The sequence below is a fragment of the uncultured Tateyamaria sp. genome, from assembly GCF_947488715.1.
Classification (GTDB): Bacteria; Pseudomonadota; Alphaproteobacteria; order Rhodobacterales; family Rhodobacteraceae; genus Tateyamaria.
Window position 1 is genome coordinate 21,830 of record NZ_CANLAG010000005.1, and the last position, 22,717, is coordinate 44,546.

Here is a 22,717-nt window from a genome sequence, read left to right on the forward strand (position 1 = left end):
CGGCGCCTTCACGCGCTCAGGAAATCCATTGCCGCCTGGACACCGCCGGGCGTGTGGCTGACACCGGCCCGTTTCAATCCCATTTCAACACCGCAAAGCGTGCCCATCAGCATCAAATCGTTGAAGTCGCCCAAGTGGCCGATGCGGAACACCTTGTCCGCCACTTTGTTCAACCCGGTGCCAAGTGACATGTCGAAACTGTCGAGGACTTCGGCGCGTAGTGCATCGGCACCTTGCGCATCTGGCATCATAACAGCCGTCAGCGCGTTTGAGCGTTCGTGCGGATGCGCGGCCAGAATTTCCAGCCCCCACGCCTCGACCGCCCGCCGCGTCGCCTCGGCGTGCCGGGCATGGCGGGCAAAGACGTTGCGCAGCCCCTCTTCGGCCAACATATCCAGCGCCTCGCGCAGGCCATAGAGCAGCGTGGTCGCGGGGGTGTAAGGGAAGAAACCCTGCGCGTTTGGGCCAACCATGTCGCGCCAATCCCAATAGGACCGTCGGTCGCCACCTGCCTCACATGCGGCCCATGCCTTGTCCGAGATCGCGTTGAACGACAGCCCCGGTGGCAACATCAGACCCTTTTGCGACCCTGCCACCACAACATCAACGCCCCAAGCGTCGGTTTGAAAGTCGATGGACCCCAGCGATGAAATCGTGTCCACCATCAACAACGCAGGGTGCTGCGCGTCGTCCATCGCCTTGCGTACAGCGGCAATGTCCGACGTGATCCCGGTGGCTGTATCGTTGTGCACGACGCAGACCGACTTGATCTGATGCCCGGTGTCGGCGGTCAGTTGTGCGCCAATTGCTTCGGCATGCGCCCCGTGGCGCCAGTCGCCTTGCATGAACACCGGGTCAAATCCCAACTTGGCCGCCATGTTTTTCCACAGGGTGGCAAATTGGCCGGTTTCATACATCAGAACCTGATCACCGGGCGACAGGACGTTTACCAAGGCCGCCTCCCATGCACCTGTGCCAGACGCGGGATAGATCACAACGTGGTTCTCGGTCTGGAAAACGGCCTTGAGGTCGCGCAACAGGTCACGGCCCATGGCGCCAAATTCCGGGCCCCTGTGGTCGATGACGGCGCGGTGCATGGCCCTCAGGATACGGTCAGGTGTGTTGGTCGGTCCCGGTATCTGCAAAAAATGTCGCCCTGATCGCATCCTACGCCTCCAAATTCGTTGCAATTTGAATGGGCCGAGCAGAGGATGCAATAGTCGCGAGGTCAAGACAGAAATGGTGAACTACAAATCGCTTGCGCAACGCATCGAAGGTGACGTTCTGACCGGCGACTATGACCGGGGGCGTTATGCCACCGATGCCTCCATCTACCAGATCATGCCCAAAGCAGTTGTCGTGCCAAAACGCTGGGATGACGTCGAAGCCGCGCTGAGCTTTGCCCGCGAGGCTGGCATACCCGTCCTTGCCCGCGGTGGTGGCACATCGCAATCCGGGCAAACGGTTGGCGATGCGCTGGTTGTGGATTTTAGCAAGCATCTCAATCGGATACGCGAGTATGATCCGGAATCCGGAACGGTTCGGGTGGAACCCGGTCTGGTGTTGGATGATCTGAACCGTCGCCTGAAGGCGGATGGTTGGTGGTATCCTGTCGATGTCTCGACCGCGTCACGCGCGACGCTGGGTGGGATGGCTGCAAACAATTCCTGCGGTTCGCGGTCGATCCGCTATGGCAAGATGCAGGACAATCTTGTGGCGCTCGAAGCCATGTTGGCAGACGGTTCCGTACGGAGTTTTGGCCACGAGCTTGCGCGTTCCGCCCTCGACAGTGATCTGATTGCGCTAGCCAACCGCGACGCCGATGAGATTGCGGCGCGGTTCCCGAACGTGTCCCGGCGCGTGGGGGGGTATAACGTCGATGCGCTTGTCGGCGCATCCCCGAACATGGCGCACCTTATGGTGGGGTCCGAAGGGACACTGGGTCTGACCAAAACGCTTGATTTGGCCCTGTCGCCCGTCTTGACACACAAGACACTCGGCGTGTGTCATTTCCCGACCTTTCGCGCGGCCATGGATGCGGCGCAGCATATCGTCAAGCTGGACCCTGTTGCCGTCGAATTGGTGGACCACACCATGATCCGGCTGGGACGCGAAATCCCGCAATTCCGACCAATCGTGGACGCATTTGTGAGAGGCGCGCCGCAGGCGCTGTTGCTGGTGGAATTTGCAGAAAACCCCGCAGAAAACCGCCGCAGGCTGACTGCGCTGGGTGATCTGATGGCAGATTTGGGGTTCCTGTGGGGAGATCCGGGCAAGGCCGAAGGTGGCGTGGTTGAGGCGGAAGATCCGACATTTCAGGCGCAGATCTGGGGCGTGCGAACACAGGGTTTGAACATCATGATGTCGATGCGGGCAGAGGGCAAACCGGTCTCGTTTGTCGAGGACTGCGCGGTACCGCTACGGCATCTTGCCGACTTTACCGACCAATTGACCGAGGTATTTCGCAAGCATGGGACTGATGGCACATGGTATGCGCATGCCTCCGTCGGATTGCTGCATGTCCGGCCCGTGCTGAACCTGCGTCTGGAGATGGATGTCAGGTCGATGCGGGCCATCGCCGAAGAGGCGTTTGACCTCGTGGCGCGGTTCAAAGGGTCCCATTCGGGTGAGCACGGCGACGGCATTGTGCGGTCCGAATTTCACGAACGGATGTTTGGCACCCGCATGGTGCGCCTGTTCGAAGAGGTAAAGGACCGGTTCGATCCGGATGGCGTGTTGAACCCCGGCAAAATCGTGCGTGCGCCCAAAATGGATGATCGCAGTTTGATGCGGTGGCCCGAAGGGTACGCACAGCGCAGCATCGACACTGTGTTTGACTGGGAGGCCTGGCCCGGCGGTCTCGCTGGGGCGGCAGAGATGTGCAACAACAACGGCGCGTGCCGCAAAAGCACCGGTGGTGTCATGTGCCCGTCCTTTCGCGTCACGGGCAATGAACGGGACCTGACGCGCGGACGCGCCAACACGGTGCGACTGGCCCTGACCGGGCAGTTGGGTGATGACCCGTTTGCGTCTGATGATATGGCCGAAACCATGGCTTTGTGCGTCGGATGCAAGGCGTGCAAATCGGAATGCCCGATGTCCGTCGATATGGCCCGGATGAAGACCGAAGCACAGGCGGCGCGGTACAGAACGCATGGATTGCCCCTGCGCGACCAGGTGATCGCAAATCTGCCCCGCCTGGCCCCCTTCGCCGCAAAGGCACGGTCAGTGGTCAATGCCGCAGGTGCCTTTCCGAGCGTCTTGGAACGCACCATGGGGATCAGTCGGACACGCCGTTTGCCACGGTTCCAAGCGCCGATACCGATGTCGGGTGACGGCGATGTTCTGTTGTTTGCCGATACGTTCAATCGGTATTTTGATCCCGCCAATCTGGCGGCGGCCCAGCGGGTCATACGCCACACAGGACTGACCGTCGGGTTTGTCGATGCGCCGGGTCGGCCCCTGTGTTGTGGGCGGACGTATCTGTCCTCGGGCATGGTGGAGCGCGCGCGTTCCGAATTGACCCGGACCGTGGAGGCATTCCGGTCGGCACTGGATCAGGGCAAGACAATTGTGGGGCTGGAGCCGTCCTGCACGCTCATGTTCCGCGATGAGGCACCTGACTTGGTGCCAGGTTGGACCGCTGAGATGGGGGCGCAGGTGTTGACCTTTGCCGAGTATATGGCCCAACACCCGCTCGAAGGGGTGCACATGGCCGACACGACCGTTCTGGTACATGGGCACTGCCATCAGAAGGCGCAGGGTGTGGCCAGTGCGACCGTTGCGGCACTGTCGCAGATCGGCGGAGTGACGGCGCAGATGATCGACTCGTCCTGTTGCGGCATGGCCGGTCAGTTCGGGTATCAGGCAGAGACCGATGGTGTGTCGCGCCAGATGGCAGAATTGTCCTTGGCGCCCGCCATCCGCGCCGCTGCGCCGGACACGCAGGTTGTCGCAGACGGGTTTTCATGCCGGTGCCAGATCAAGGACGTGACCGACCGGAAGGCAGATAACCTCGCGGTCTTTTTGGACCGGGCGATTTCGGGATAAGGATGCACAATGCTTGAAACACTGTTGCCGGCGCTCGACGCCCCCACAATTGCCGTTCTGGTCAGCGTGTTCCTGTTTGCGGGTATCGTAAAAGGGTTCCTGGGCATTGGTTTGCCCGCTGCGGCCATGGGGTTGTTGACCCTCGTGCTGCCACCGACCGAGGCGATACCGCTGTTGTGGTTGCCGATCCTTGCAACCAACACGCTGCAATTCGCACATGCGCCGGAAAAGCGGATGATCGCGCGGCGCTATGCGTGGTTTGCAGCGGCAATTGTCATCAGCATTTTTGTGACGTCCATGTTCATCGCTGACTATCCTACGGCGCTTTTGACGGTGGCCATCGGGATTGCGATGGTCGTGTTCTCTCTTAACCTCCTGTTGGGGGTAAAGCTGAACATCGGGCCGGGGCGTGGCTGGCAGGTGGGGTTTGGCCTGCTGTCCGGCACCTTGGGCGGCATCAGCTCCATCTGGTCACCAACCGTTGCGATGTACCTGGTGGCCCGCAACGTATCCAAAGAGCATTTTATCGGGGCCACTGGCTTTCTGTTCCTCGCCGGATGCTTGCCGTTGGGTGCAGGGCAGGTGATCGCGGGCATCCTGACTGTGCCGGTTTTGCTCAAGTCGATCCTTGGGCTGGGCGTGGTGCTGGTGGGGTTCAGGATTGGTGAGGTTCTGCGCAACAAGGTGTCACAAACCTATTTCCGTCGTGCCGTGTTGATCGCGTTTCTGATCATGGGGCTGCGCCTGATCGCGCTGGGCGTGTTCTAGGATTTTCCGTACAGCATTTCGTTAAGATAAAGCCGCTGGATCTTGCCTGACGGACCTTTGGGCAGTTCATCAAGGATGTGCACGCAATCGGGCGCTTTGAACGTGCCAACGCGGGTCGTGCACAGTGCAACCAAGTCATCTGGCGTCGCACTTGATCCGGGACGCAGGCGTACCGCCGCCTCAACACGCTCGCCGTATTGGGGACAGGGCCTGGCAAATGCGGCGGCCTCCATCACATCCGGGTGCTGATAGAGCGCCTCGTCAATCTCGCGTGGGGCGATGTTTTCGCCACCTTTGATGATCAGCTCTTTGAGGCGTCCGGTCACGTAAACGTAGCCATCGGCGTCCATGCGGCCCAAATCCCCGGTCCGAAACCACGCACCGGCGAAGGCGTTGGCGGTGGCGTCGGGGTTTTTGAGATACCCTTTCATCACGTTGGGACCGCGTACCTGAATTTCGCCCTCGACATCCGTTGGGGAGGGCGTGCCGTTCTCATCCGCAATCCGTGCCTCATTGCCGTAGGCGATGCCGGACGAGCCGATCTTGTGGCGTGCGGGGTCCAGCGGGTTGGACAGGATTTGCGCCGCCGTCTCGGTCAGCCCCATGGTTTCGACGATCGGGATACCAAAGCGGTTCTGAAACGCTGTCTGCGTTTCTACCGCCAGCGCGGACGAGGCGGACCGGCCAAAGCGGATGCGGGATCGCACCGCAGGTGCGGGATCATCCTTGGCGTGCAGCACATGGCTGATGATGGTTGGGACAACCGAAAACCAGGTGACCTCGCCAGTGGCCGCCTGTTCCCAGAACTGCGATGCGGAAAACCGGGACACCATGGCAAGCGACCCGCCTGACACAAGACTGCCCATCACCGTCACGCACTGACCGTTGATGTGATAGATCGGCAGCACGCAAAAGCCGCGATCCTGTGCGGTCAAATGATGCGCGACCGTGACGGTCCAGCCGCCTGCCAAAAGGCTCGCGTGGGTGTGAACGACGCCCTTTGGACGGCCCGTGGTGCCAGAGGTATACATCAACAGCGCGTCATCGCTGGCCTGCAACGGGTGCAGATCGACCTGCGACGTCGAAGATGTGGGCAGATAGATATTTAGGTGCGCGGGCTTGGCCTGATCAAACACGTCCCGTTGATCCGGGTGGACAAAGGCCACACGCGCCTCGGAATGCTCCAACGCATAGGCAATGGCGTCTGGCCCCGCAGCCAGGTTGATCATGGTGGCACGAAACCCGCCATAAAGCGCGGCATAGAGCGCGATCACACCGTCGCGGCCATTGGGGTGCATGACGGCGACGCTGTCGCCCTTGTTTATGCCCAGCGCTGTCAGGTCCAGGGCGATCCGCGCGGCCTCTGCCTGCAATTGCTGCCAACTCAGCGTGCCACCTGTTTCCGGGAACACGATAGCGGTGCCGCCGGACTGCGCGCGCGCGTCCAGCCAATCCCGTACGGTTCCGTCGGGCGGGGTGCCGTGATGCAGTTTCATTTTCCGGCCTCGGCCCAATACCCGGCAAAAATATCCGCGACTTCGGGTTCGCGGGGCGCAATGGGACGCACGATCTTGGTGGTCTGCATGAAGTGCTTCCAATGCAGGTTGTCGTCGATAGAGTTGCCGCCCCACGATCCACACCCCATCGACAGCGAAAACGGCATGCCGTTGTCGAACGCGCCGCCTGTCGCAAAGCAATGTGCTTGGTTGACGATGACGCGGCTGGTCGGGATGGCCTGTCCCAAGGTGATGGCGCGGCTGTCCTCTGCGGAGTGCAGGCCAACCGAATGGCCCGCGCCCAGATGCAATTGGATGGTCCGTGTCACCTCGACCGCATGGTCAAAGTCACGCGCGCGATAAAGGGCCAGGACCCGCGACAGCTTTTCCCCAGACAAGGGATGATCCGGGCCGATCCCGGCGGTCTCGACCGCGACATATTCCGTGCTCTCTGGCACTTCACCTTGTAGCCCAAGCGCGGCAATCAGCTTGTCCGCGTCCTGTGCGATGGCATTCCGGCTGAGGTGACCGTCCGGCCACAACATGTCGACCACGCGCGCCTCGTCCCGGATCAGCGCACCACCAGCCGCGGCCATGGCCGCGACAAAGGCATCATAGATGGCATCCACCACAACAACGGCGTTTTCGGACGAACACGAAGTGGCGTTGTCAAAGGTCTTGGAGGCGCGGATTTTCTCGGCGGCTTGCGCCAGATCAGCGGTTTCATCCACGATCACGGTGACGTTGCCCGCGCCCACGGCCAGCGCAGGCGTGCCGCTGGTATAGGCGCGTTTGACGTTGTTCTGGGACCCGGTCACGACGATTGTGTCCGTGTTTTCCAGCAAGACCTGCGTCTTTTCCTTTGATCCGCGTCCGGGGATCATCTGAACCAGATCGGGGTTTTCACCGATCTTTGCGAACTCTGCGTGGATGTATTCCAGCAACCGCTCGCAGGTTGGAACACCCTTGGGGCTGGGCGACAGGATGATCGCATTGCCGCATTTCAGCGCGTTGATCACGTTGTTCGCCGGCGTCGCGCCGGGGTTGGTTGAGGGCACCACGGCCCCGATCACGCCAATGGGGCGGGCGATTTCGGTGATGCCGGTATCCGCGTCCTCGCTGATGATGCCGTAGGTCGGGACGTTTTGGATGTCGCGCATCAGGCCCAACGTCTTGCGGTGGTTCTTGGTGATCTTGTCCGGGACATTGCCAAGGCCCGTTGTCTCAACCGCCAGCTCTGCCAGCGCGCGGTTGCGCGCAGGTTCCATAATGGCCCAGGCTGCTGCTGCTGCGGCGCGGTCATAGCGGGCTTGACTGCCTGCGGTTTCATACTCGACCTGTGCCACGCGCGCGCGGGCGATCATCGCGTGGACGGCGTCTGTGTCTGTGCTCATGCGGGTTCCTCTCGAACGGTTTGCCCGGCCTTAACGCGGTTGCGCGGCCGGCGCAAAAGCCCGGTAGATGTTGGCAAGCAGGGTGATGAACCCGGCAGCGATCAGGATGGCACAGATCGGGCGCGAGAAATACGTGCCAAGGTCATAGTGGACCATCTGCATCCCTTGGGCAAAGTTCTGTTCCCCGATCTGGCCAAGGATCAGGCCCAGCACGATCCCCGGAATGGAGAAGCCAGAGCGGCGCAGCAAGTAGCCAAGGATGCCCGCGATGAACATCACCATCACGTCCAGCACGAGGCCGCGGCTGATATAGGCACCGATCGTGGCCAGCATCAGGATCAGCGGCGCAAGGAACTGGAACGGGATCTTGAGCAGGTTGAGGATCGTCTTGGTCTCGACCAGCCCGATGATCAGGATCGACAGGTTGGCATAGAACATCGCCGCGAACACGACCCAGATCAGGTCTGGCGAGGTGTAAAACACCAGCGGGCCCGGTTGCAGGTCGTGCATCTGGAACACCGCGACCATCATCGCCGTCAGCGCACCGCCCGGCAAGCCAAGCGCCAGCAGCGGGATCATCGCGGCCCCGGTGGCGGCGTTGTTGGCGGTTTCCGAGGAAATCACACCTTCGAGGTTGCCTTTGCCAAAGCTCTCCTTGTCCTTGGACCAGCGCACGGCCTCGCCGTAGCCCATAAAGGCCGCAAGCGTCGCGCCGATACCGGGCAGGATACCACAGAAGAAACCCACGAGGATGGACCGCAGCACGGCAAACTTGTGCATCCACAGCTCGAGGAAGGTCGGGAACGACATGCTGACCTTGGGCGCCTTGTAGGTGCCGCCCGCCTTGCGCTCGGCCTGCACGAAGATCTCGGAGACGGCAAAGAACCCGAGGATCGCAGGCACAAAGGCGATGCCCGCAGCCAGATCGCCGACACCAAAGTTGTAGCGGTTGATGCCGCCCACCGGGTCCTGCCCGATGGTGGCGATCAAGAGGCCGATCAGGACGGACATCCAGCCTTTCCAGATGGTGCGCGCACCTACGGACGAGGCCACGGCAAGGCCAAAGAAAACAAGTGCGAAAATCTCGGGTGGCCCGATGTTGCGGATCGCCCACTGGGCCAGCGGCTCGGTCGCGGCCATCATGATCAGGGCCGATGCCACGCCGCCAATTGCTGAACACAGCACAGCAGCACCAACAGCCTTGCCCGACTTGCCCTGTTGGGTCATCGGATAGCCGTCAAAGGCCGTGGGCGCGTTTTCCGGCGCGCCAGGTATATTGAACAGGATCGCCGTGATCGCCCCGCCATAGGTGCCGGTGCAATAGATCACCGCAAAGAGCATCACACCCTGCGCAGGCGTCAAACCGGCGGTAAAGGGCAACAGGATCGCCGCAAGGGTCAGCATGCTGACACCGGGGATCGCACCGAACAACATGCCGCCGATCACGCCAAAGACAAAGATGGCGATGGTGACGGGGTCACCAAACAGCGCGCTGCTTCCAGCCAGAAAATTCTCGATCATCGGGGGGTCACCAGAGGTTTTGAAGTTGCGTGTTCATCTTCAAGATCCACGCGCTGTAGTCGTAAAACGGCGATGTGTTGCCTTGGGGCAGGGGCGCGTTCAGCACCACCAGAAACAGGCCCAGAAAGATGACGTAAATCACGGCAGTCATGATCAGAATGGCCTTGATCCGGCGTTCGCCGAACAACCACATGATCGCGGCAATAAAAAAGGGCGCGCTAAAGTAGATGCCAACAGGTTTGAGCAGCCACGCAAAGATGAATGGCGTGAACAGCACCGCAATCATCTTGATCAGTGTGGACGGGTCGCTGAAGTCTGTTTCGTCTTCTTGGTTTGTGACGCCGATCCGGCCCTGTTGGGCCGATGACCCGTAGCGGTAGGAATAGTACAGGTTGCCCAGCGTCGCGATGACCAAAACCGCAACAACCACGCGCGGCCAGGCGGTCGCCCCAAACTTGTAGATTTCAATCGGCTGGTTGAATTCGAAAGAATATCCGAAAAATACGGCCGCGATGGTCAGCCAGATGGCCGCCTCGATGATGTGAGCCCGCTTGAGACGCCCCATGGTCTTCTCCCCGTCGCAGGTCTGCCCCTGCTTGTATCCCGGCGCCGCACGTTATCGCAGGCGCCGGGGACCGTTTGGTTGGGTTACTTAACGTCCAGGCCCATCGCCTTGTACACGTCGCGGTACTGGCTGACGGACCGAGTGATCAGCTCTTTGGCGCCGTCCGTGTCACGATAGCTGTCGATGACAGTCATGAACTTGGATTCGTTGAACGCCTGATAGCTGTCCTCGCAATAACCACGCTGGAACGCCCATTGCAGCCACTCGACGCGGTCCGCCGGTGCATCCTTGTGAACATAGAAGCCGCGGAACCGAAGTAGCGGGTCAAACTCCATGCCCATTTCGCGGTGCGTCGGCACGTCTGCGAAGACGCCGGGACGTTCGTCAAAGATGGTCAGGATCGGCTTGAACTGGCCTGCATCAAGGAAGTTGCGCACGTCGCCCGGTTGTTCAAACAGCGCGTCAACCTGTGCGCCCAACAGAGCGCCGTAGCGTGGCGCGCCCTTGTCAAAGGAGATCTGCTGAATTTCCATGCCGGTTGCATCGGTGATGAACCGCATGGTCACGCGCTCCATGGAGCCTTCCTTGGACACGTTGGCGATTGTGGCGCGGCCACCCTGCGCCTTGACCCACTCGACAAACGACGGCCAGTCGGTAAAACGGTCCTCGTTCGAGCGGATGTAGATCTGCGAGAATGTCACCTGCGACACGACCAGCGGGATCAGGTCTTCGGCCGGGTTTGGCACAGAGGAATCCAGCGCGTGCGCAGATGCGGCATCGTCGATGTGTTCCAGCACGTTATAGCCATCCGCAGGCGCGGCCATGTAGGCCGTCATACCAACGGTGCCTGAGCCGCCCGGTTTGTGGTCGCGGTTGATCGACACACCGGTCAATTCTGTAACGGCCTCAGCCATTGCTGCTGCAACCTGGCCCGAACCGCCCGCCGGGCCGTAAGGCACGATCATGGTCAGCGCGCGTTCGGGAAACCCGCCGGGCTTGTCCATCGAGCTTTCGCCAACAGCGCACTGAAACGCGTATGCAGAGCCGCACATCGTCAACGCAGCGGCAAACACCGCTGTTCCAAACATTTTCTTCATGTAGTCCTCCCAGACAATTGCCAAATGCGAGGGTTTCCCGACATTCGGCTCCGTATGTGAACCCAAGATTTGCGGCTGCCATTTTTGGCTTTTGTTCCGCAGGGTAAGGTTCATCTAAATTGATAGGTCAACTAATCCAGTCTGTCTATTGTTCGGTGCGGTGCGATCACACAGGAATGATGTGGTCGTACCGCGCAATGTGCCGGTCGGTCGGGCGCGACAGGGGGCGTTGCCATGGACAAATACATCCAATTGGCGCACAAGCCATTCTGAAAGTACACGTTGCGGTGTGGTTCCTGACCGACACACTTTGGTCAGCAGAGCTTTCGAAAAGGGGTGCGTTCGCAAGTGTCTATCCGGCTTCTCCGAACTTTGGTTGCGGTTGCGGATAACCGCACCTTCAGTGCGGCCGCCGCGCATGTGCACGTGACCCACGCAGCGGTCAGCCAGCAGATGCAGGTGCTCGAGGCTGACCTTGGCGTCACCTTGTTCAACCGCCGAACACGTACGCCTGAATTGACGCCATTGGGTCAGCAAGTCGTTGCAAAGGCGCGCGAATTGCTCGCCGACTATGACAATCTGGTGCCATCGGTTCTGGCCGATGGTGGTCTGCACGGTGTTCTCAAACTCGGGGCATTGGGGACGACATTGACGGGTCTGACGCCACAGGCGCTGGCCATTCTGAAATCCCGCTTTCCGCACATCAAGCTGCATATCCGCCCCGGACTGACGGGTGATCTCTTGGCAGATACCGAGCGCGGAAACCTGGATGCGGCGATCGTCAGCCAACCGCATCTGATGCCCGTTGGCGTTGTGTTTCGTGAATTGACCCAGGAACCAATGCAACTGATTGCGTCTGTCGAAGAGGGGGAAGACGACCCGCTTGTCTTGCTGAACAGTCGCCCCTTTATCCGGTTCAACCGGAATGCGGTGGTCGGCACGTTGATCGACAATTGGATCGTGTCCAAACGAATCCGCGTCACCGAAACGATGGAACTGGACAGCCCGGAAGCCATCGCAAGCATGGTGCATGCGAATCTCGGCGTCTCTATTGTCCCGGATCTCGTGATCAAGCCGCGCGAGGTTATTCCAGTCAAACGATTGAGCTTGGGAGATGACGCGCCCCGTCGGACCCTTGGGCTGGTCTATCAAAAGGACAACATCAAGATGCAGGCGATTGACGCGGTCCATGACGCACTTGGGGCGGCCATTGCCGATGCATCCACATGAGCGGTTCGTTCATTGCGTTCCTGCTGTTGGGGGCTGCTGCGGGTGGGTTCATCAACGGCTTGTCTGGCACCGGTACCGCGTTGTTTGCGCTTGGGTTTTATCTGGTTGTTCTGGACCCTGTTCAGGCTGTGGCCATCGTCGCGCTCATGTCGGTTCTGGCGGGGCTGCAAGGCCTGTGGATCGTGCGGCGCGATATTCTGGCGAGGCCAAAGCGTTTGCTACGATTTCTGCTGCCGGGTCTCGCCGGCGTGCCGTTTGGATTGTCTCTTTTGAACGTGATTGATGCTGGCACCCTGCGTCTGGGGATTGCGACGCTGTTGATCGTGTATGGCGGATACTTCGGGTTTCGCGCAGCCTTGCCTGCATTCACGCGGCGCACGCCGGTGGTTGACTGCGGGATCGGCTTTGTTGGTGGTGTGCTGGGCGGTGCGGCCTCTGTATCTGGCGCCATTCCCGCAATGTGGCTGTCGATACGCCCCTGGACCAAGTCCGCGACCCGCGCTGTTTTGCAACCCTTCAACGTGGCCATTCTCAGCACAACGGTGTGTTTGCTGTTTTTCAAAGGTGCGTTTGACCGAACCGCGATGCAGGCGCTACTGATCACCATACCCACCGGTATGGTTGCCGCGCAGGTTGGGATCGCGGTGTTCCGAATGCTCAGCGACACGGCGTTCCGGCGCTTGCTGATCATACTGACGTTGCTGATGGGGGTCGGCATCATGGTGAGTGAACTGACCTGAACGATCCGAGGGGAACACTATGCTGACCTACTATTACTCCAGAGGGTCGTCGTCACTGGCGGCGCACATCCTGTTGATTGAAGTGGGTGCACGGTTCGATGCGGTTGAGGTTCCGATTTCAGACGGGGCGCACCGTGCCCCCGACTATTTGCGCATCAATCCCAAAGGTCGGATACCCGCATTGCAAACACCGGACGGTCTGATCACAGAGAATGCGGCCATCCTCGAATACATCGCAGCCACCCACGCGGACGCAGCCACCGTGCCGTCAGATGCGTTCACGCAGGCTCAGGCGCGTGCGCTTTGCGCATATCTGGGTACAACGGTGCACGTGGCCTATGCACACGCGCGTCGCGGGGACCGATGGGCCAATCTGGACGCGTCCCTCGCCGACATGAAGGCACGCGCCCCACAGAACCTTTTGTCCTGCGCTGATTTCCTGGAAAAACATTTTGTTTCAGGGCCTTGGGCCTTGGGGGGCAAATTTTCCTTTTGCGACCCTTACCTGTTTCTTTTAGATCACTGGCTGACGCGTGTTGGCGCGTCCCTCGACGGATTCCCCAAACTCTCTGCACACAAGGCCGCAATGATGGCGCGCCCTGCCACGCGACAGGCGCTTGCGATATACGCCGAATAGCGCCCTAGATCACTTCGTCCCGTCGGTCGTCGCTTTCACCATATCGCTTTAGCACAGCGGGTTTGGTGCCCTCGTAAACCCGTTCAACGTTCTTGGCGATCTTGGCGTTTTCACGCTCGAACAGGCAATCGCCATTCATGTCAGAAGCAACGATGAACGGCCCCATCTTGTTGCACTTGATCACCCACATGGCTTGGGCCAAACCCAGCTCTTCGTTCCAATGTACGGCCTCGACACTTTCGACGCCGCGCCCCAACAACGCGCCCGTGCCGTAGCCGACGGTCGATAAATATACGGCGCCGTTTGGAACGAAATATTCCTTGTAGTCCTTGGACGTCATGCCGCCTTTGCCGACAATCAGCTTTGCGCCTGTCTTGGCCATCCATTCGGGCAGCCATTTGGCAAAACGGAAGGACGCCGTGGCCGTCACCGCACCCATGTCAAAAGAGCCATCGGGGTTGATCCGCGCGGCGGGTGAACAGTGGAAGTTGGCCGCCGACTGGCTGGGCAACTCCATCGGTATGTTCGCCTTGTCCTCCAGCGCGCGCATGTAGACGCCCTCGCGTGCAGTATACATGAGACCGTCAAGATAGACGACGTCGCCCAAGCGCAGGTCGGCGATGGCCTCGTCGGAGGGCGTTGTGGACAAGCGGACTTCGCGGGGGCTCATAGGTCAAGGTCTCCGGGTTCATATCGGTGGCGGCCAGTATCGGACGGTTGCTGGATCTTGAGGGCCCAAACCCGCCTGACATCGTCCATGCCCAGCGTGGGATTGTCGGCCATGAAGTCGCGCGTATATTGGTTGAACTGGTTGTGATCCCTGATCTGAGTTTTGCCCGACGCGCTCTGACAGGTGCCATAGGCCGTACAGGCGTCGCGCAGCGTGGCCCCGGCGTTGGCCTTCATCCAATCCATAAACGCGATGTTGAATTTGAATCCATCACCCAGAGTGGATTTGAAGTACCGCCTCACGTTTTGCGTGTTGCGGTAGTTGTCGGTGATCACGGTGGCATCGTCTAACGGTGCAGAATGCCAATCAAAGCGCGACGCAGGTTTTGCCGATTTGGGCTGCGGCACTAACCGTTCGCCCGTATCCAAAAAATGCGCGATACGGTCCAACACCTCGAACTTCCCACCGCCTGTTTTCAACCCCAGTGTCCTGGCGCGCGCAACAAGTTCATCCTTGCGCCAATACCAGCGGCGCAGCTCGGATCCGGTGGCCAGCTGTGCCATATCCGGGCGCGCATCCTGTGGCTCGCCGCGCGGCATTTATTCCGCCGCCTCGCGCTGCGGTTCCCAGTCTACCGTCTCGCGGCGTTGGTACGGCGTGAACCAGTCGGGATCCGTGCGGTATTCGACCCGCCCGTCTACGTGGATGCGCGCCACCGCGCGACGCGAGGACAGGCAAAAAGCATGCACGGACATCGGCATGCCGCCCGTGTGGCAGTAGCCCACCTCGATATTGCAATCGATCACCATGTTCTTGCCCACAAACCCCATGGCGCCCATGCCGATGGAGTTGCCGAGCTCTTTGAACTCATCCTCCATCTCGGCAATGCGCGGGTCGGAATTGCGGCTGCCCACGATGCGCAGGGTAGAGGCACGCTTGCCCAGTGCCATGCATGTATCTTTGGACCCGCCAAGGCCAATCCCGATGATCGCGGGCTGACAGGCGAGGCCGCGTTTGCCAAATGCCATGAGGCTGTCGAGGTAGAACCGCTTGATCCCCTGAATACCATCGCTGGGAAACAGCATGCGGTAGTCAGTGCCAAAAAGGCCCCCTTTGTGCACCGTGATCAGGTCGATCCATTCCCCTTCGGGCTCGAACCCATATTCAATCTCGGGCGCGCCGATGCCGACGTTGTTGTCGTGATCTGTCCGCCACAGCGGGTGCACCCGGTTGGGACGCAAAGGCACGCCGTTGGTTGCATTGGCAGTGGCCCGGCGCAGCGCGGTTTCCATCGCGACCATGCCACCCTCGACCTGCGCCTCGTTCCCCATCTTCACGAACCAGCGCGGCACGCCGGTGTCGCCGCACATGGCGCGGCGGTCTTCTTTGGCTGCCTCATAGTTGTCGAGCATGGCTTTGAGGACGAAGGACGAGAGGTCACCATCCTCGGTCTTGGCCGCCTGTTGCAGGCCGTCGAGGTAATCCTGCGGGATTTCGATGGCAGCCTTGTCCATAAGGACCTCGGCGGTGGATTGGATGAGGGAGATAGGGATCATATCACGTCTCCTGATTGTGCGAGCGGATGCGCCAGCCCCGACCTCGGGAGGGCCTTGCCGCCTATTCTGTCCTTTGTTCTAAAAGGCATCAGCGGAGTTTGGTGTTGCCATTGGTCCGACAAAGCCCCTCCCGGGGGGGAGGTCGGGGCTGGCGCATGCGCGCCGGTTGTTCTGTGTGCCAATATCATTGCGCCGCCACCAGCGTTTCGGGCTCACCCTCGGGCAGGATCGTCTCGCCCGGTCGGACGATGGTGAATTGCACGGGTTCGCGGGTCACTTTGACATCTTTGCCCTTGAGCGTCGCCACTGTGAAGTCACTGTTTTCAATCCCGCCGTCTTCGGGAAAATCCTCGCGGTAGTGTGCCCCGCGCGAGTTTTCGCGGGCGATCCCAGCCTTCGTGATCACCTCGGAGATATCGCAGAGCGAGCGCAGGTTCAGCCAGTCGTGCCAAGTGAGGTTGAAGGCGAGGTTGCTATCGTCCACGCCCACGTCCATCAGTGCGCCCGACACCTGCGAAATGCCATTGAGGCCGCGTTTCATACCTGCTTCGGTCCGCATGACACCCACCTCTTCCCACATCAGGTCTTGGAGCTGTTTGCGCAGGGGCAAAATTAAGTCGGGCTTGAGGCTTAGCGGATAGGTGGCGCGTTCGAATTCGGCGGCCAGCACGTCTTCGTCGGGGTCGCGCAGGGTCATGCCCGCCACGTCTCGGCCCATCGTATCGCCTGCGATGCCACCATAGACGGTCGAGTTCGCCACCCCGTTGCCGCCCAGTCGGTTGGACCCATGTGCACCGCCCGCGTCTTCACCCGCCACATAGAGGCCTTCTATCGCCGTGCGCGTGTCTACATCGACCACGACGCCGCCCATGAAATAGTGCGCCGTCGGCACAACCTCGACCTGACCACCAGCCAGATCGAAACCGCTGTCGGCACAGCGTTTGACCATGCCTTTGAACTTCTCCGCCACCCACTCCGGCCCGAGGTGCGACATCGAGATGAACACGCCCTCTTGCTCGGGACTGTTGTTCTTGCGCATCTCCGCGTAAATCCCGCGGCTGACCACATCACGGGTGGCGCGTTCGCCCTTGCCATCATAGTCGAACATGAACCGCTGGCCTGCGTGGTTGATCAACTGTCCGCCCGCGCCGCGAAGGCCCTCTTCGAGCACGGTTCCAGTCATCCGCGTATGGTCGCCTGCCAATAGGCCCGTGGGGTGAAACTGCACCATCTCCATATCGCGCAGAGGCAATCCCGCACGCAGCGCCATGGCAAGGCCATCCATCGTCTTGTCACCGCTGGGCGTGTGGTATTTGTACATGGTCGGGCCACCGCCCGTGGCCATCAACACGGTCTTCGCCCGCACCAGACGGAACCGCCCAGTGCGCATGTCGATCATCAGCACCCCGGCCAATGCAGACCGATCCTTCGTCGGGATCAGGCCCACGGCGCGATGCTCCTGCATCTTTTCGACACCGCTCGCCAGCACCTTTTCCATCAGCCGGTTGATGATCTCGATGCCGGTCAAATCGCCCTTGTGCACGGTGCGGTCCGCGGTCTGGCCCGCAAATGCCTTCTGGTGCAGCGACCCGTCCGGGTTGCGGTCAAAGAAACAGCCGACCTCGTTCTCCAACTCGCGGATACGCACCACGGCCTGCTCACAGAGCCGCCACGCCATGTCCTGATTGGGCAGCCACTTGCCGCCCTGAATGGTGTCCATGAAATGCCGTTCGACCGTGTCGCCACCGCCAAGGGCGACGTTGTACCCCCCCTGAACCATGCGCGTGCAGCCGCATTTGCCGATCAAACCTTTGACGGCGATGGTGATCTTGGTTCCCTCCGGCGCGGTTTGCTGGGCATGTAGCGCAGCGAACAGGCCCGCACCCCCGGTCCCAAGGATCAGGATGTCCGTATCGTGGCGTTCAATGTCCGCAAGTTTCATGGCTCACATCGCCTGCATCAGGAAAAGGGTGGCAATCAGGAACGATACAGCCACAGCGCCTGCGGCCAGTGTCTTTTGTGGCGCGGACCACGGCAACCATTCCATCGCCATCAGGCGCAGACCGCCGAACATGTGAACGGCCAGCAAAAAGACCAGCACAAATTCCGCCAGCTTGACGACCCCAATCTCGGAAAAAGCCAAAAAGCTGTCGAGCCGGTCAGGGCTGGTCAGCACCAGCGACAGAATCCAGAAATGGAACGGCAGGAACAGTGCAAGCCCAAGCCCGGACAACCGGTGCAGAATATAGGCCAGCCACAAAGAGTGCGCACGGGATGTGATGCCAGCGACGCTCATGCGAATGTCACCGCCCAGACGGCCCGTGCGCCGAGCGCGAACAGCGCAAGGCCCAGACCCCACATCGCCGCCTCCAGCAGCGGCCCTTTCAGACCGCCCCATTCATGCAGCACCGTGCGCAGCCCGATCGCACCATGCACAGACACAGCCACGACAAACAGCCCGTAGAACAGGAACCACGCAACCGACCCCTGTGTGCGGCCCAATATTTCTGCAGCACTCAACCCGCCCTGGATCGCATAGATCATCACCGCGAGATGCCCCAGAACCAGCGGCGCCATCAGCAGCGCAGTGATCCGTTGCAACATGTACAGACGCAGCGACAGCATCAGCGACCCCTCCGGAAAAAGGACTTGGCCGTTTCACGTTTCAGGCCCGCAATGGCGGACATCGGGTCCAGCTCATTTGGGCAATAAGTCGTGCACGACCCCATCGAATGACAGTTGTGGCATCCGCCCGATCCCGAAACGGCATCCAGGATTGCAACGCGCCCTTCGTCCTTGGCGTCATTCAGCAGGGTCCACGCCCGTTGCAATGCGGCCGGGCCGAGGTAGTCGGGATTGCCCGCAACCGTATCGCAGGCCGCATAGCAGACCGAGCAATTGATGCACTCAATTCCTGCGTTCGCCACGATGCGCGCGGCGCTGCCTTCGTCGACCGGCGCGATGGGGTCATGGCGGGTCAGGCCGCCGTGATGCACGCCCTCTGCATCGATCCACTTGTCAAAGAACGGGTCCATATCCACGACCAGATCCTTGACCACAGGCAGATTGCGCAGCGGCTCGATTGTGACTGCCCCCTTGTCCAGCACCTTGGAAATGTGGGTCCGACATGTCCAGCGTGGCACGCCATTCACCATCATCGCGCAACTGCCACACATGCCAACGCGGCACGCAAACCGATAGCTGAGCGTCGGGTCCGCGTTTTGTTGCACCCACGACACCACATCCAGCACCGTCTGGTTCTCATAGGCCGGCACGTCGAACACGGACTGTCCGCCGGATGACCGCGCCACGATTACTTTGATCCTGTCGTCGGGCATGTCTCGTTCGGGTCTTTCTGGGTCAGGCCAAACTGTGCCACAGTATAACTGACAGCCTTGCTTTATGAAAATTATCATTCGTGACGGTGACTGTCAGTGTTTCTTACGAAAACGGCCCGCAAAGGATGATCTGCGTGCAACAGAAACCTCCGCCTAGCCTTCGCGCATCTCTGGCCGAACGGTTCAGTGACGCCCCCGATGTTGATGCGCAGAGCGATCAGAATGACATCTTGCGCCACATGGCCGCGCACGCATCCTGCCGCGCCTTTCTGCCTGAAGCAGTGTCGATGGACGTGTTGAAGGTGCTGTGCGCAACGGCCCTGTCCTCACCCAGCAAGAGCGATCTGCAACAGCGCGACATCGTGCTGATCCAGTCGCCCGAACAGAGGTCCCGCATCAGTGACCTGGTGTCGGGCCAGGCTTGGGTCGCAGACGCGCCTGTGATCGCGGTGTTCTGCGGCAACAACCGGCGTCATCGATTGGCGCACGAATGGCACGACATCCCATTTGCCAATGACCATCTGGATGCCATGTTCAACGCAGCGGCGGATGCGGCCATCGCCCTTGGCGCATTCGTGACTGCCGCGCAGGCCGTTGGTTTGGGCTGTTGTCCGATCAGTGCCGTTCGAAACGAGGCAGAGGCCGTGTCAGACCTGCTTGGCCTGCCGGACCATGTCTTTCCCTTTGCCGGTCTCGCGATCGGTGTGCCGCGTTCTCAGCCCGACGTGTCGAAACGACTGCCGTTGTCGGTGACATGTCACGTGGATCGCTACGGCGAGGACGGCCTCGAAAATGCCGTGCGCACCTATGATGCCGAACGGGCGCAGGCACAGCCATATGCCCAACAACGGTTCGCCGACCGATTTGGCGCCTCCGACACCTATGGGTGGTCCGAGGACAAGGCCCGGCAATACAGCGCGCCCGAGCGGGCAGATTTCGGCGCGTTCATCCGGCGGCGCGGTTTCTCGCTGGACTGATCCTACGACCACGAGCGCCGCGCAAGAAAAAAGCCCCCGCACATGCAGGGGCATTTTCCAACTCTTGCTCTTGCCCGGCGGGCGTTAGCCCAGTCCGGTAAAGCTGACGTCGTCCAGCAACGCGTTGACGTTGGTGATGCCAGTGAATGTCAGGCTGTCATCGCCAAAGGTCAGAACCACAAAGCCGTCAGCGTCCACCGATGCAAAGGCAAGCAGGTCATTCGCACTTGGCGACATGTTGGACAGCAGTGCGGAATCCAGCTGGAACGTGTCGATGTTGTTCTGGAAGTCCGCGATCCGGTCGTCGCCCGATCCGACAGAGAAGACAAACGTATCGGCACCGATCCCGCCGCGCAGCACGTCGTTCCCGGTTCCGCCGTCCAGCGTATCGCTGCCCGCGTTCCCTTCGAGACGGTCATCGCCCGCGCCGCCAAACAAGGTGTCCGCACCATTGTTCGCGTTCAGCGTGTCGTCGCCGTCACCACCGTTCAGCAGGTCATTGTTGATCCCGCCGTTCAACACGTCATCGCCGTCTTCACCCAGCAACGTGTCCGCGCCCGAGTTGCCGTTCAGCGTGTCATTGTCGGCGCCACCTTCCAACTGGTCGAACCCGGCCTGACCCGACAACAGGTCGTCGCCGTCACCGCCCAGCAGCGTGTCGAGGCCCAGACCGCCAAACAGCGTGTCGTTGCCAGCGCCACCATCAAGCGTGTCAAAGCCGTTGTTCCCGGTCAGGCTGTCATTGCCGTCGCCGCCAAACAGGCTGTCAAAGCCGTCCTGACCCAGCAACGTGTCATTGCCCGACCCACCGTCGATGGTGTCAAAACCGATGCCACCCGACAGGGCGTCCGAACCACCCTCGCCGGAAATCAGGTCGCCAGAGGCGCCACCCGACAGGGTGTCGTTGCCGCCTTCGCCGGTCAACGTGTCCGAATCCGGTGTGCCGGACTGATCCACAGCCTCGACAAAGTCGCTGAATTGGATGGTCTCGTCGAGGAATTGAATGTTCTCGACATCCGACATCACCACAGTGGTTTCAAAACCCGCCGTGATCTGAAGCGCGCCCATGACCAGCGTAATCGTCGCGTCGGCGCGATTGGCATTGATGACTGCGGTGTCGGTGCCGTCACCACCCGACAGGGTGTCGTTGCCCTGCTCGCCATACAGCGTATCGTCGCCGCCACCGCCACTCAGGATGTCGTCGCCGCCACGGCCATTCAGGATGTTGGCGTCGCCATCCCCGATCAACGTGTCATTGCCGGTCCGTGATCCGCGCACATACTCGATGTCGATCAACGTGTCGGTAAAGGCAAACCCATCCCATGTGCCCGTCGCTGTGCCTGCCTCCAGATCGACGAACACAGGGCCCACGCCCGACCGGTCATAACGGATCCGGTCGAATCCTTCGCCACCGTCCACGGTGTCATTGCCTTGCTCGGTGATAAAGCTTTCGTCGCGGTCGCTGCCGGTCATGCTGTCTGCATTGTCGGTGCCGCGGATTTCCAGCCTGCCGTCGCCGCCCAGGATCGTGATTTGCTCCATGTTGCCAAAGCCGTCATTGGCAATGACGCCCGTCGCAAGGTTGATGACAAGACCGTCAAAGGGTGCCTGATCATCGCCAAAGTTAAAGCTGAGGCGACCGCCGCCGGACAGCGTGATCGTATAGCTGTCTACGCCCTCATTGCCACGCAGGTTGAACCAGCCATCCGGCCCCGCATCGACGACAAAGACGTCATTTGCGGCCGATCCTTCGAGGCCGAGGCCATCCGCTTCGAGGATCGCGGATACGTTCACCAGAGTGTCGGTGAACCCGGCACCCGAGATTGTCCCGGTATTGGCCACACCGTCGATCGTAAAGGTAATTGGGCCAACGCCGTTGGGGACAAAATCAAGGTCGTAATCCAGCCAGACAAAGGTTTCAGAACTGACGCCCGAGAAATTGATCGTGTCATTCCCGGCGCTGGCTTCGACAACGTGTTCACCGAAAAAGTTGGAACCGATGTTGATCGTATCGCTGCCAATACCGCCCAGCAGCCGGTCAAAGTCATTGGAACTGCCATTGATCGTGATGGGTTGGGTGAGCAGGACGAGCAAATCTTCGAGGCCATCCACCATATCGATGCTGCCTGTCGCAGCACTTGCATCCAGCGTGAGCGGGCCTTGGCTGTTGAACAGGGCCGCAATCTGGCTCAAGTCGCCGGTGTTCGTGATCAGGTCCAGCGCGCCAATAAACGGGACAAGGCCAATGCTCACATTGGTAATCGACCCCTGCGGGACACCATTCTGTTCAAAGAAGATGCTGTTGACGGTGCCGGAAATCGGATCGCCGTCATTTCCTTCGCTCAGGGCCATGTTGGACCCGTTGATGGTCAGAAGAAAGCCAGTGTCGGGGTTTGAAATGACCAGCTGCGTGCTCGATACGGTAACTGGATCCAGACCCTCAAGGGAGTCGTTGTTGTCGAAAAAGCCGTCTCCGATGAAATTCGAATTCGTGCCGGTGAAGGAAATAATCATAATGCCGCCTTTTAATTTCTGGGGTATTTTCAAATCAGACCCGAAACACAGATTTGTGACAAGTGTATTCTTTGCCATCACACCCGCGGCATCGCCTTTGGCCAGCTATGTTTAGACGGTTCAAGCCTTGATGGACCTATGCCGCAGGGCGCGTCAGAAGTGAG

Annotated in this window: 20 protein-coding genes; 6 read left to right on the plus strand and 14 right to left on the minus strand. The window is 60.3% G+C overall.

Going from position 1 to position 22,717, the window contains the following annotated elements; all coding sequences use genetic code 11:
- Positions 1–8 precede the first annotated feature (8 nt).
- Entirely contained in the window at positions 9–1,145 is a 1,137-nt protein-coding gene (locus tag Q0936_RS12425) for an aminotransferase class V-fold PLP-dependent enzyme (protein WP_366864930.1), read from the minus strand.
- Positions 1,146–1,239: 94 nt separating this feature from the next.
- On the opposite strand from Q0936_RS12425, the gene Q0936_RS12430 reads away from it, so the two are divergent.
- Both Q0936_RS12430 and Q0936_RS12435 read left to right on the plus strand, forming a co-directional pair.
- Positions 1,240–4,050: an FAD-binding and (Fe-S)-binding domain-containing protein gene (locus Q0936_RS12430; protein WP_299293740.1), complete on the plus strand. Its 2,811-nt coding sequence runs from the start codon at positions 1,240–1,242 to the stop codon at positions 4,048–4,050.
- 9 nt (positions 4,051–4,059) lie between these two features.
- Positions 4,060–4,818 (plus strand): sulfite exporter TauE/SafE family protein, encoded by a 759-nt coding sequence (locus Q0936_RS12435; protein ID WP_299143046.1) that lies wholly within the window; start codon positions 4,060–4,062, stop codon positions 4,816–4,818.
- Here the strand turns inward: Q0936_RS12435 and Q0936_RS12440 are convergent.
- The 5 genes from Q0936_RS12440 to Q0936_RS12460 all read right to left on the minus strand — a co-directional run bounded on the left by Q0936_RS12440 (position 4,815) and on the right by Q0936_RS12460 (position 10,891).
- Positions 4,815–6,314 carry an AMP-binding protein gene (locus Q0936_RS12440; protein ID WP_299293737.1) on the minus strand — a complete coding sequence of 500 codons (1,500 nt, stop codon included), beginning with the start codon at positions 6,312–6,314 and terminating at the stop codon, positions 4,815–4,817. The genes Q0936_RS12435 and Q0936_RS12440 overlap by 4 nt on opposite strands.
- The gene (locus Q0936_RS12445; protein ID WP_299293734.1) at positions 6,311–7,708 is read right to left on the minus strand and encodes an aldehyde dehydrogenase family protein; all 1,398 of its coding nucleotides are present in this window, start codon (positions 7,706–7,708) and stop codon (positions 6,311–6,313) included. Before Q0936_RS12445 ends, Q0936_RS12440 begins: the two co-directional genes overlap by 4 nt.
- 30 nt (positions 7,709–7,738) lie before the next feature.
- A complete protein-coding gene (locus Q0936_RS12450) occupies positions 7,739–9,229 on the minus strand; it encodes a tripartite tricarboxylate transporter permease (protein ID WP_299143036.1) in 1,491 nt (496 codons plus the stop codon).
- 7 nt (positions 9,230–9,236) lie between these two features.
- The gene (locus tag Q0936_RS12455; RefSeq protein ID WP_299143034.1) at positions 9,237–9,794 is read right to left on the minus strand and encodes a tripartite tricarboxylate transporter TctB family protein; all 558 of its coding nucleotides are present in this window, start codon (positions 9,792–9,794) and stop codon (positions 9,237–9,239) included.
- Positions 9,795–9,877: 83 nt separating this feature from the next.
- On the minus strand, positions 9,878–10,891 hold the full coding sequence (locus Q0936_RS12460) for a tripartite tricarboxylate transporter substrate binding protein (protein ID WP_299143032.1): 1,014 nt from the start codon (positions 10,889–10,891) through the stop codon (positions 9,878–9,880).
- 348 nt (positions 10,892–11,239) lie between these two features.
- On the opposite strand from Q0936_RS12460, the gene Q0936_RS12465 reads away from it, so the two are divergent.
- From Q0936_RS12465 to Q0936_RS12475, 3 genes are read left to right on the plus strand one after another with little or no spacing between them, the layout of a single operon-like run.
- Positions 11,240–12,121 carry a LysR substrate-binding domain-containing protein gene (locus tag Q0936_RS12465; protein WP_299293731.1) on the plus strand — a complete coding sequence of 294 codons (882 nt, stop codon included), beginning with the start codon at positions 11,240–11,242 and terminating at the stop codon, positions 12,119–12,121.
- On the plus strand, positions 12,118–12,861 hold the full coding sequence (locus tag Q0936_RS12470) for a sulfite exporter TauE/SafE family protein (RefSeq protein WP_299293728.1): 744 nt from the start codon (positions 12,118–12,120) through the stop codon (positions 12,859–12,861). Before Q0936_RS12465 ends, Q0936_RS12470 begins: the two co-directional genes overlap by 4 nt.
- 19 nt (positions 12,862–12,880) lie before the next feature.
- Positions 12,881–13,498, plus strand: coding sequence for a glutathione S-transferase family protein (locus Q0936_RS12475; RefSeq protein WP_299293725.1), 618 nt, complete (start codon positions 12,881–12,883; stop codon positions 13,496–13,498).
- Between the two features lie 4 nt (positions 13,499–13,502).
- On the opposite strand, the gene Q0936_RS12480 is transcribed toward Q0936_RS12475, so the two are convergent.
- From Q0936_RS12480 to Q0936_RS12510, 7 genes are all read right to left on the minus strand, one after another.
- Positions 13,503–14,168, minus strand: a complete 666-nt coding sequence (locus tag Q0936_RS12480; RefSeq protein WP_299293722.1) for a fumarate hydratase C-terminal domain-containing protein — start codon at positions 14,166–14,168, stop codon at positions 13,503–13,505.
- Entirely contained in the window at positions 14,165–14,767 is a 603-nt protein-coding gene (locus Q0936_RS12485) for a DUF6434 domain-containing protein (RefSeq protein ID WP_299293719.1), read from the minus strand. Before Q0936_RS12485 ends, Q0936_RS12480 begins: the two co-directional genes overlap by 4 nt.
- Positions 14,768–15,724, minus strand: coding sequence for a fumarate hydratase (locus Q0936_RS12490; protein ID WP_299293716.1), 957 nt, complete (start codon positions 15,722–15,724; stop codon positions 14,768–14,770). It abuts the gene before it with no gap.
- A gap of 184 nt (positions 15,725–15,908) precedes the next feature.
- Positions 15,909–17,666: an FAD-binding protein gene (locus tag Q0936_RS12495; RefSeq protein WP_299293713.1), complete on the minus strand. Its 1,758-nt coding sequence runs from the start codon at positions 17,664–17,666 to the stop codon at positions 15,909–15,911.
- Positions 17,667–17,669: 3 nt separating this feature from the next.
- Positions 17,670–18,020 (minus strand): succinate dehydrogenase, cytochrome b556 subunit, encoded by a 351-nt coding sequence (gene sdhC, locus Q0936_RS12500; protein ID WP_299293711.1) that lies wholly within the window; start codon positions 18,018–18,020, stop codon positions 17,670–17,672.
- A complete protein-coding gene (locus Q0936_RS12505) occupies positions 18,017–18,349 on the minus strand; it encodes a succinate dehydrogenase (protein ID WP_299293708.1) in 333 nt (110 codons plus the stop codon). Before Q0936_RS12505 ends, sdhC begins: the two co-directional genes overlap by 4 nt.
- On the minus strand, positions 18,349–19,062 hold the full coding sequence (locus Q0936_RS12510) for a 2Fe-2S iron-sulfur cluster-binding protein (RefSeq protein ID WP_299293705.1): 714 nt from the start codon (positions 19,060–19,062) through the stop codon (positions 18,349–18,351). The genes Q0936_RS12505 and Q0936_RS12510 overlap by 1 nt, the downstream gene beginning before the upstream one ends.
- Before the next feature lie 134 nt (positions 19,063–19,196).
- On the opposite strand from Q0936_RS12510, the gene Q0936_RS12515 reads away from it, so the two are divergent.
- Positions 19,197–20,039, plus strand: coding sequence for a nitroreductase family protein (locus Q0936_RS12515; protein WP_299293702.1), 843 nt, complete (start codon positions 19,197–19,199; stop codon positions 20,037–20,039).
- Between the two features lie 84 nt (positions 20,040–20,123).
- Here Q0936_RS12515 and Q0936_RS12520 read toward each other — a convergent pair whose 3' ends face one another.
- Positions 20,124–22,553: a calcium-binding protein gene (locus Q0936_RS12520; RefSeq protein WP_299293699.1), complete on the minus strand. Its 2,430-nt coding sequence runs from the start codon at positions 22,551–22,553 to the stop codon at positions 20,124–20,126.
- Positions 22,554–22,717: the final 164 nt, after the last annotated feature.

What these genes read in the sequence shown, in the direction of transcription:
- Q0936_RS12440 (WP_299293737.1), bottom strand. Translation starts at nt 6,314, where the DNA reads ATGAAACTGCATCACGGCACCCCGCCCGACGGAACCGTACGGGATTGG.
- Q0936_RS12520 (WP_299293699.1), bottom strand. Translation starts at nt 22,553, where the DNA reads ATGATTATTTCCTTCACCGGCACGAATTCGAATTTCATCGGAGACGGC.
- Q0936_RS12485 (WP_299293719.1), bottom strand. Translation starts at nt 14,767, where the DNA reads ATGCCGCGCGGCGAGCCACAGGATGCGCGCCCGGATATGGCACAGCTG.
- Q0936_RS12490 (WP_299293716.1), bottom strand. Translation starts at nt 15,724, where the DNA reads ATGATCCCTATCTCCCTCATCCAATCCACCGCCGAGGTCCTTATGGAC.
- Q0936_RS12480 (WP_299293722.1), bottom strand. Translation starts at nt 14,168, where the DNA reads ATGAGCCCCCGCGAAGTCCGCTTGTCCACAACGCCCTCCGACGAGGCC.
- Q0936_RS12495 (WP_299293713.1), bottom strand. Translation starts at nt 17,666, where the DNA reads ATGAAACTTGCGGACATTGAACGCCACGATACGGACATCCTGATCCTT.
- Q0936_RS12475 (WP_299293725.1), top strand. Translation starts at nt 12,881, where the DNA reads ATGCTGACCTACTATTACTCCAGAGGGTCGTCGTCACTGGCGGCGCAC.
- Q0936_RS12435 (WP_299143046.1), top strand. Translation starts at nt 4,060, where the DNA reads ATGCTTGAAACACTGTTGCCGGCGCTCGACGCCCCCACAATTGCCGTT.
- Q0936_RS12510 (WP_299293705.1), bottom strand. Translation starts at nt 19,062, where the DNA reads ATGCCCGACGACAGGATCAAAGTAATCGTGGCGCGGTCATCCGGCGGA.
- Q0936_RS12450 (WP_299143036.1), bottom strand. Translation starts at nt 9,229, where the DNA reads ATGATCGAGAATTTTCTGGCTGGAAGCAGCGCGCTGTTTGGTGACCCC.
- Q0936_RS12455 (WP_299143034.1), bottom strand. Translation starts at nt 9,794, where the DNA reads ATGGGGCGTCTCAAGCGGGCTCACATCATCGAGGCGGCCATCTGGCTG.
- Q0936_RS12445 (WP_299293734.1), bottom strand. Translation starts at nt 7,708, where the DNA reads ATGAGCACAGACACAGACGCCGTCCACGCGATGATCGCCCGCGCGCGC.
- Q0936_RS12430 (WP_299293740.1), top strand. Translation starts at nt 1,240, where the DNA reads ATGGTGAACTACAAATCGCTTGCGCAACGCATCGAAGGTGACGTTCTG.
- sdhC (WP_299293711.1), bottom strand. Translation starts at nt 18,020, where the DNA reads ATGAGCGTCGCTGGCATCACATCCCGTGCGCACTCTTTGTGGCTGGCC.
- Q0936_RS12505 (WP_299293708.1), bottom strand. Translation starts at nt 18,349, where the DNA reads ATGCTGTCGCTGCGTCTGTACATGTTGCAACGGATCACTGCGCTGCTG.
- Q0936_RS12460 (WP_299143032.1), bottom strand. Translation starts at nt 10,891, where the DNA reads ATGAAGAAAATGTTTGGAACAGCGGTGTTTGCCGCTGCGTTGACGATG.
- Q0936_RS12470 (WP_299293728.1), top strand. Translation starts at nt 12,118, where the DNA reads ATGAGCGGTTCGTTCATTGCGTTCCTGCTGTTGGGGGCTGCTGCGGGT.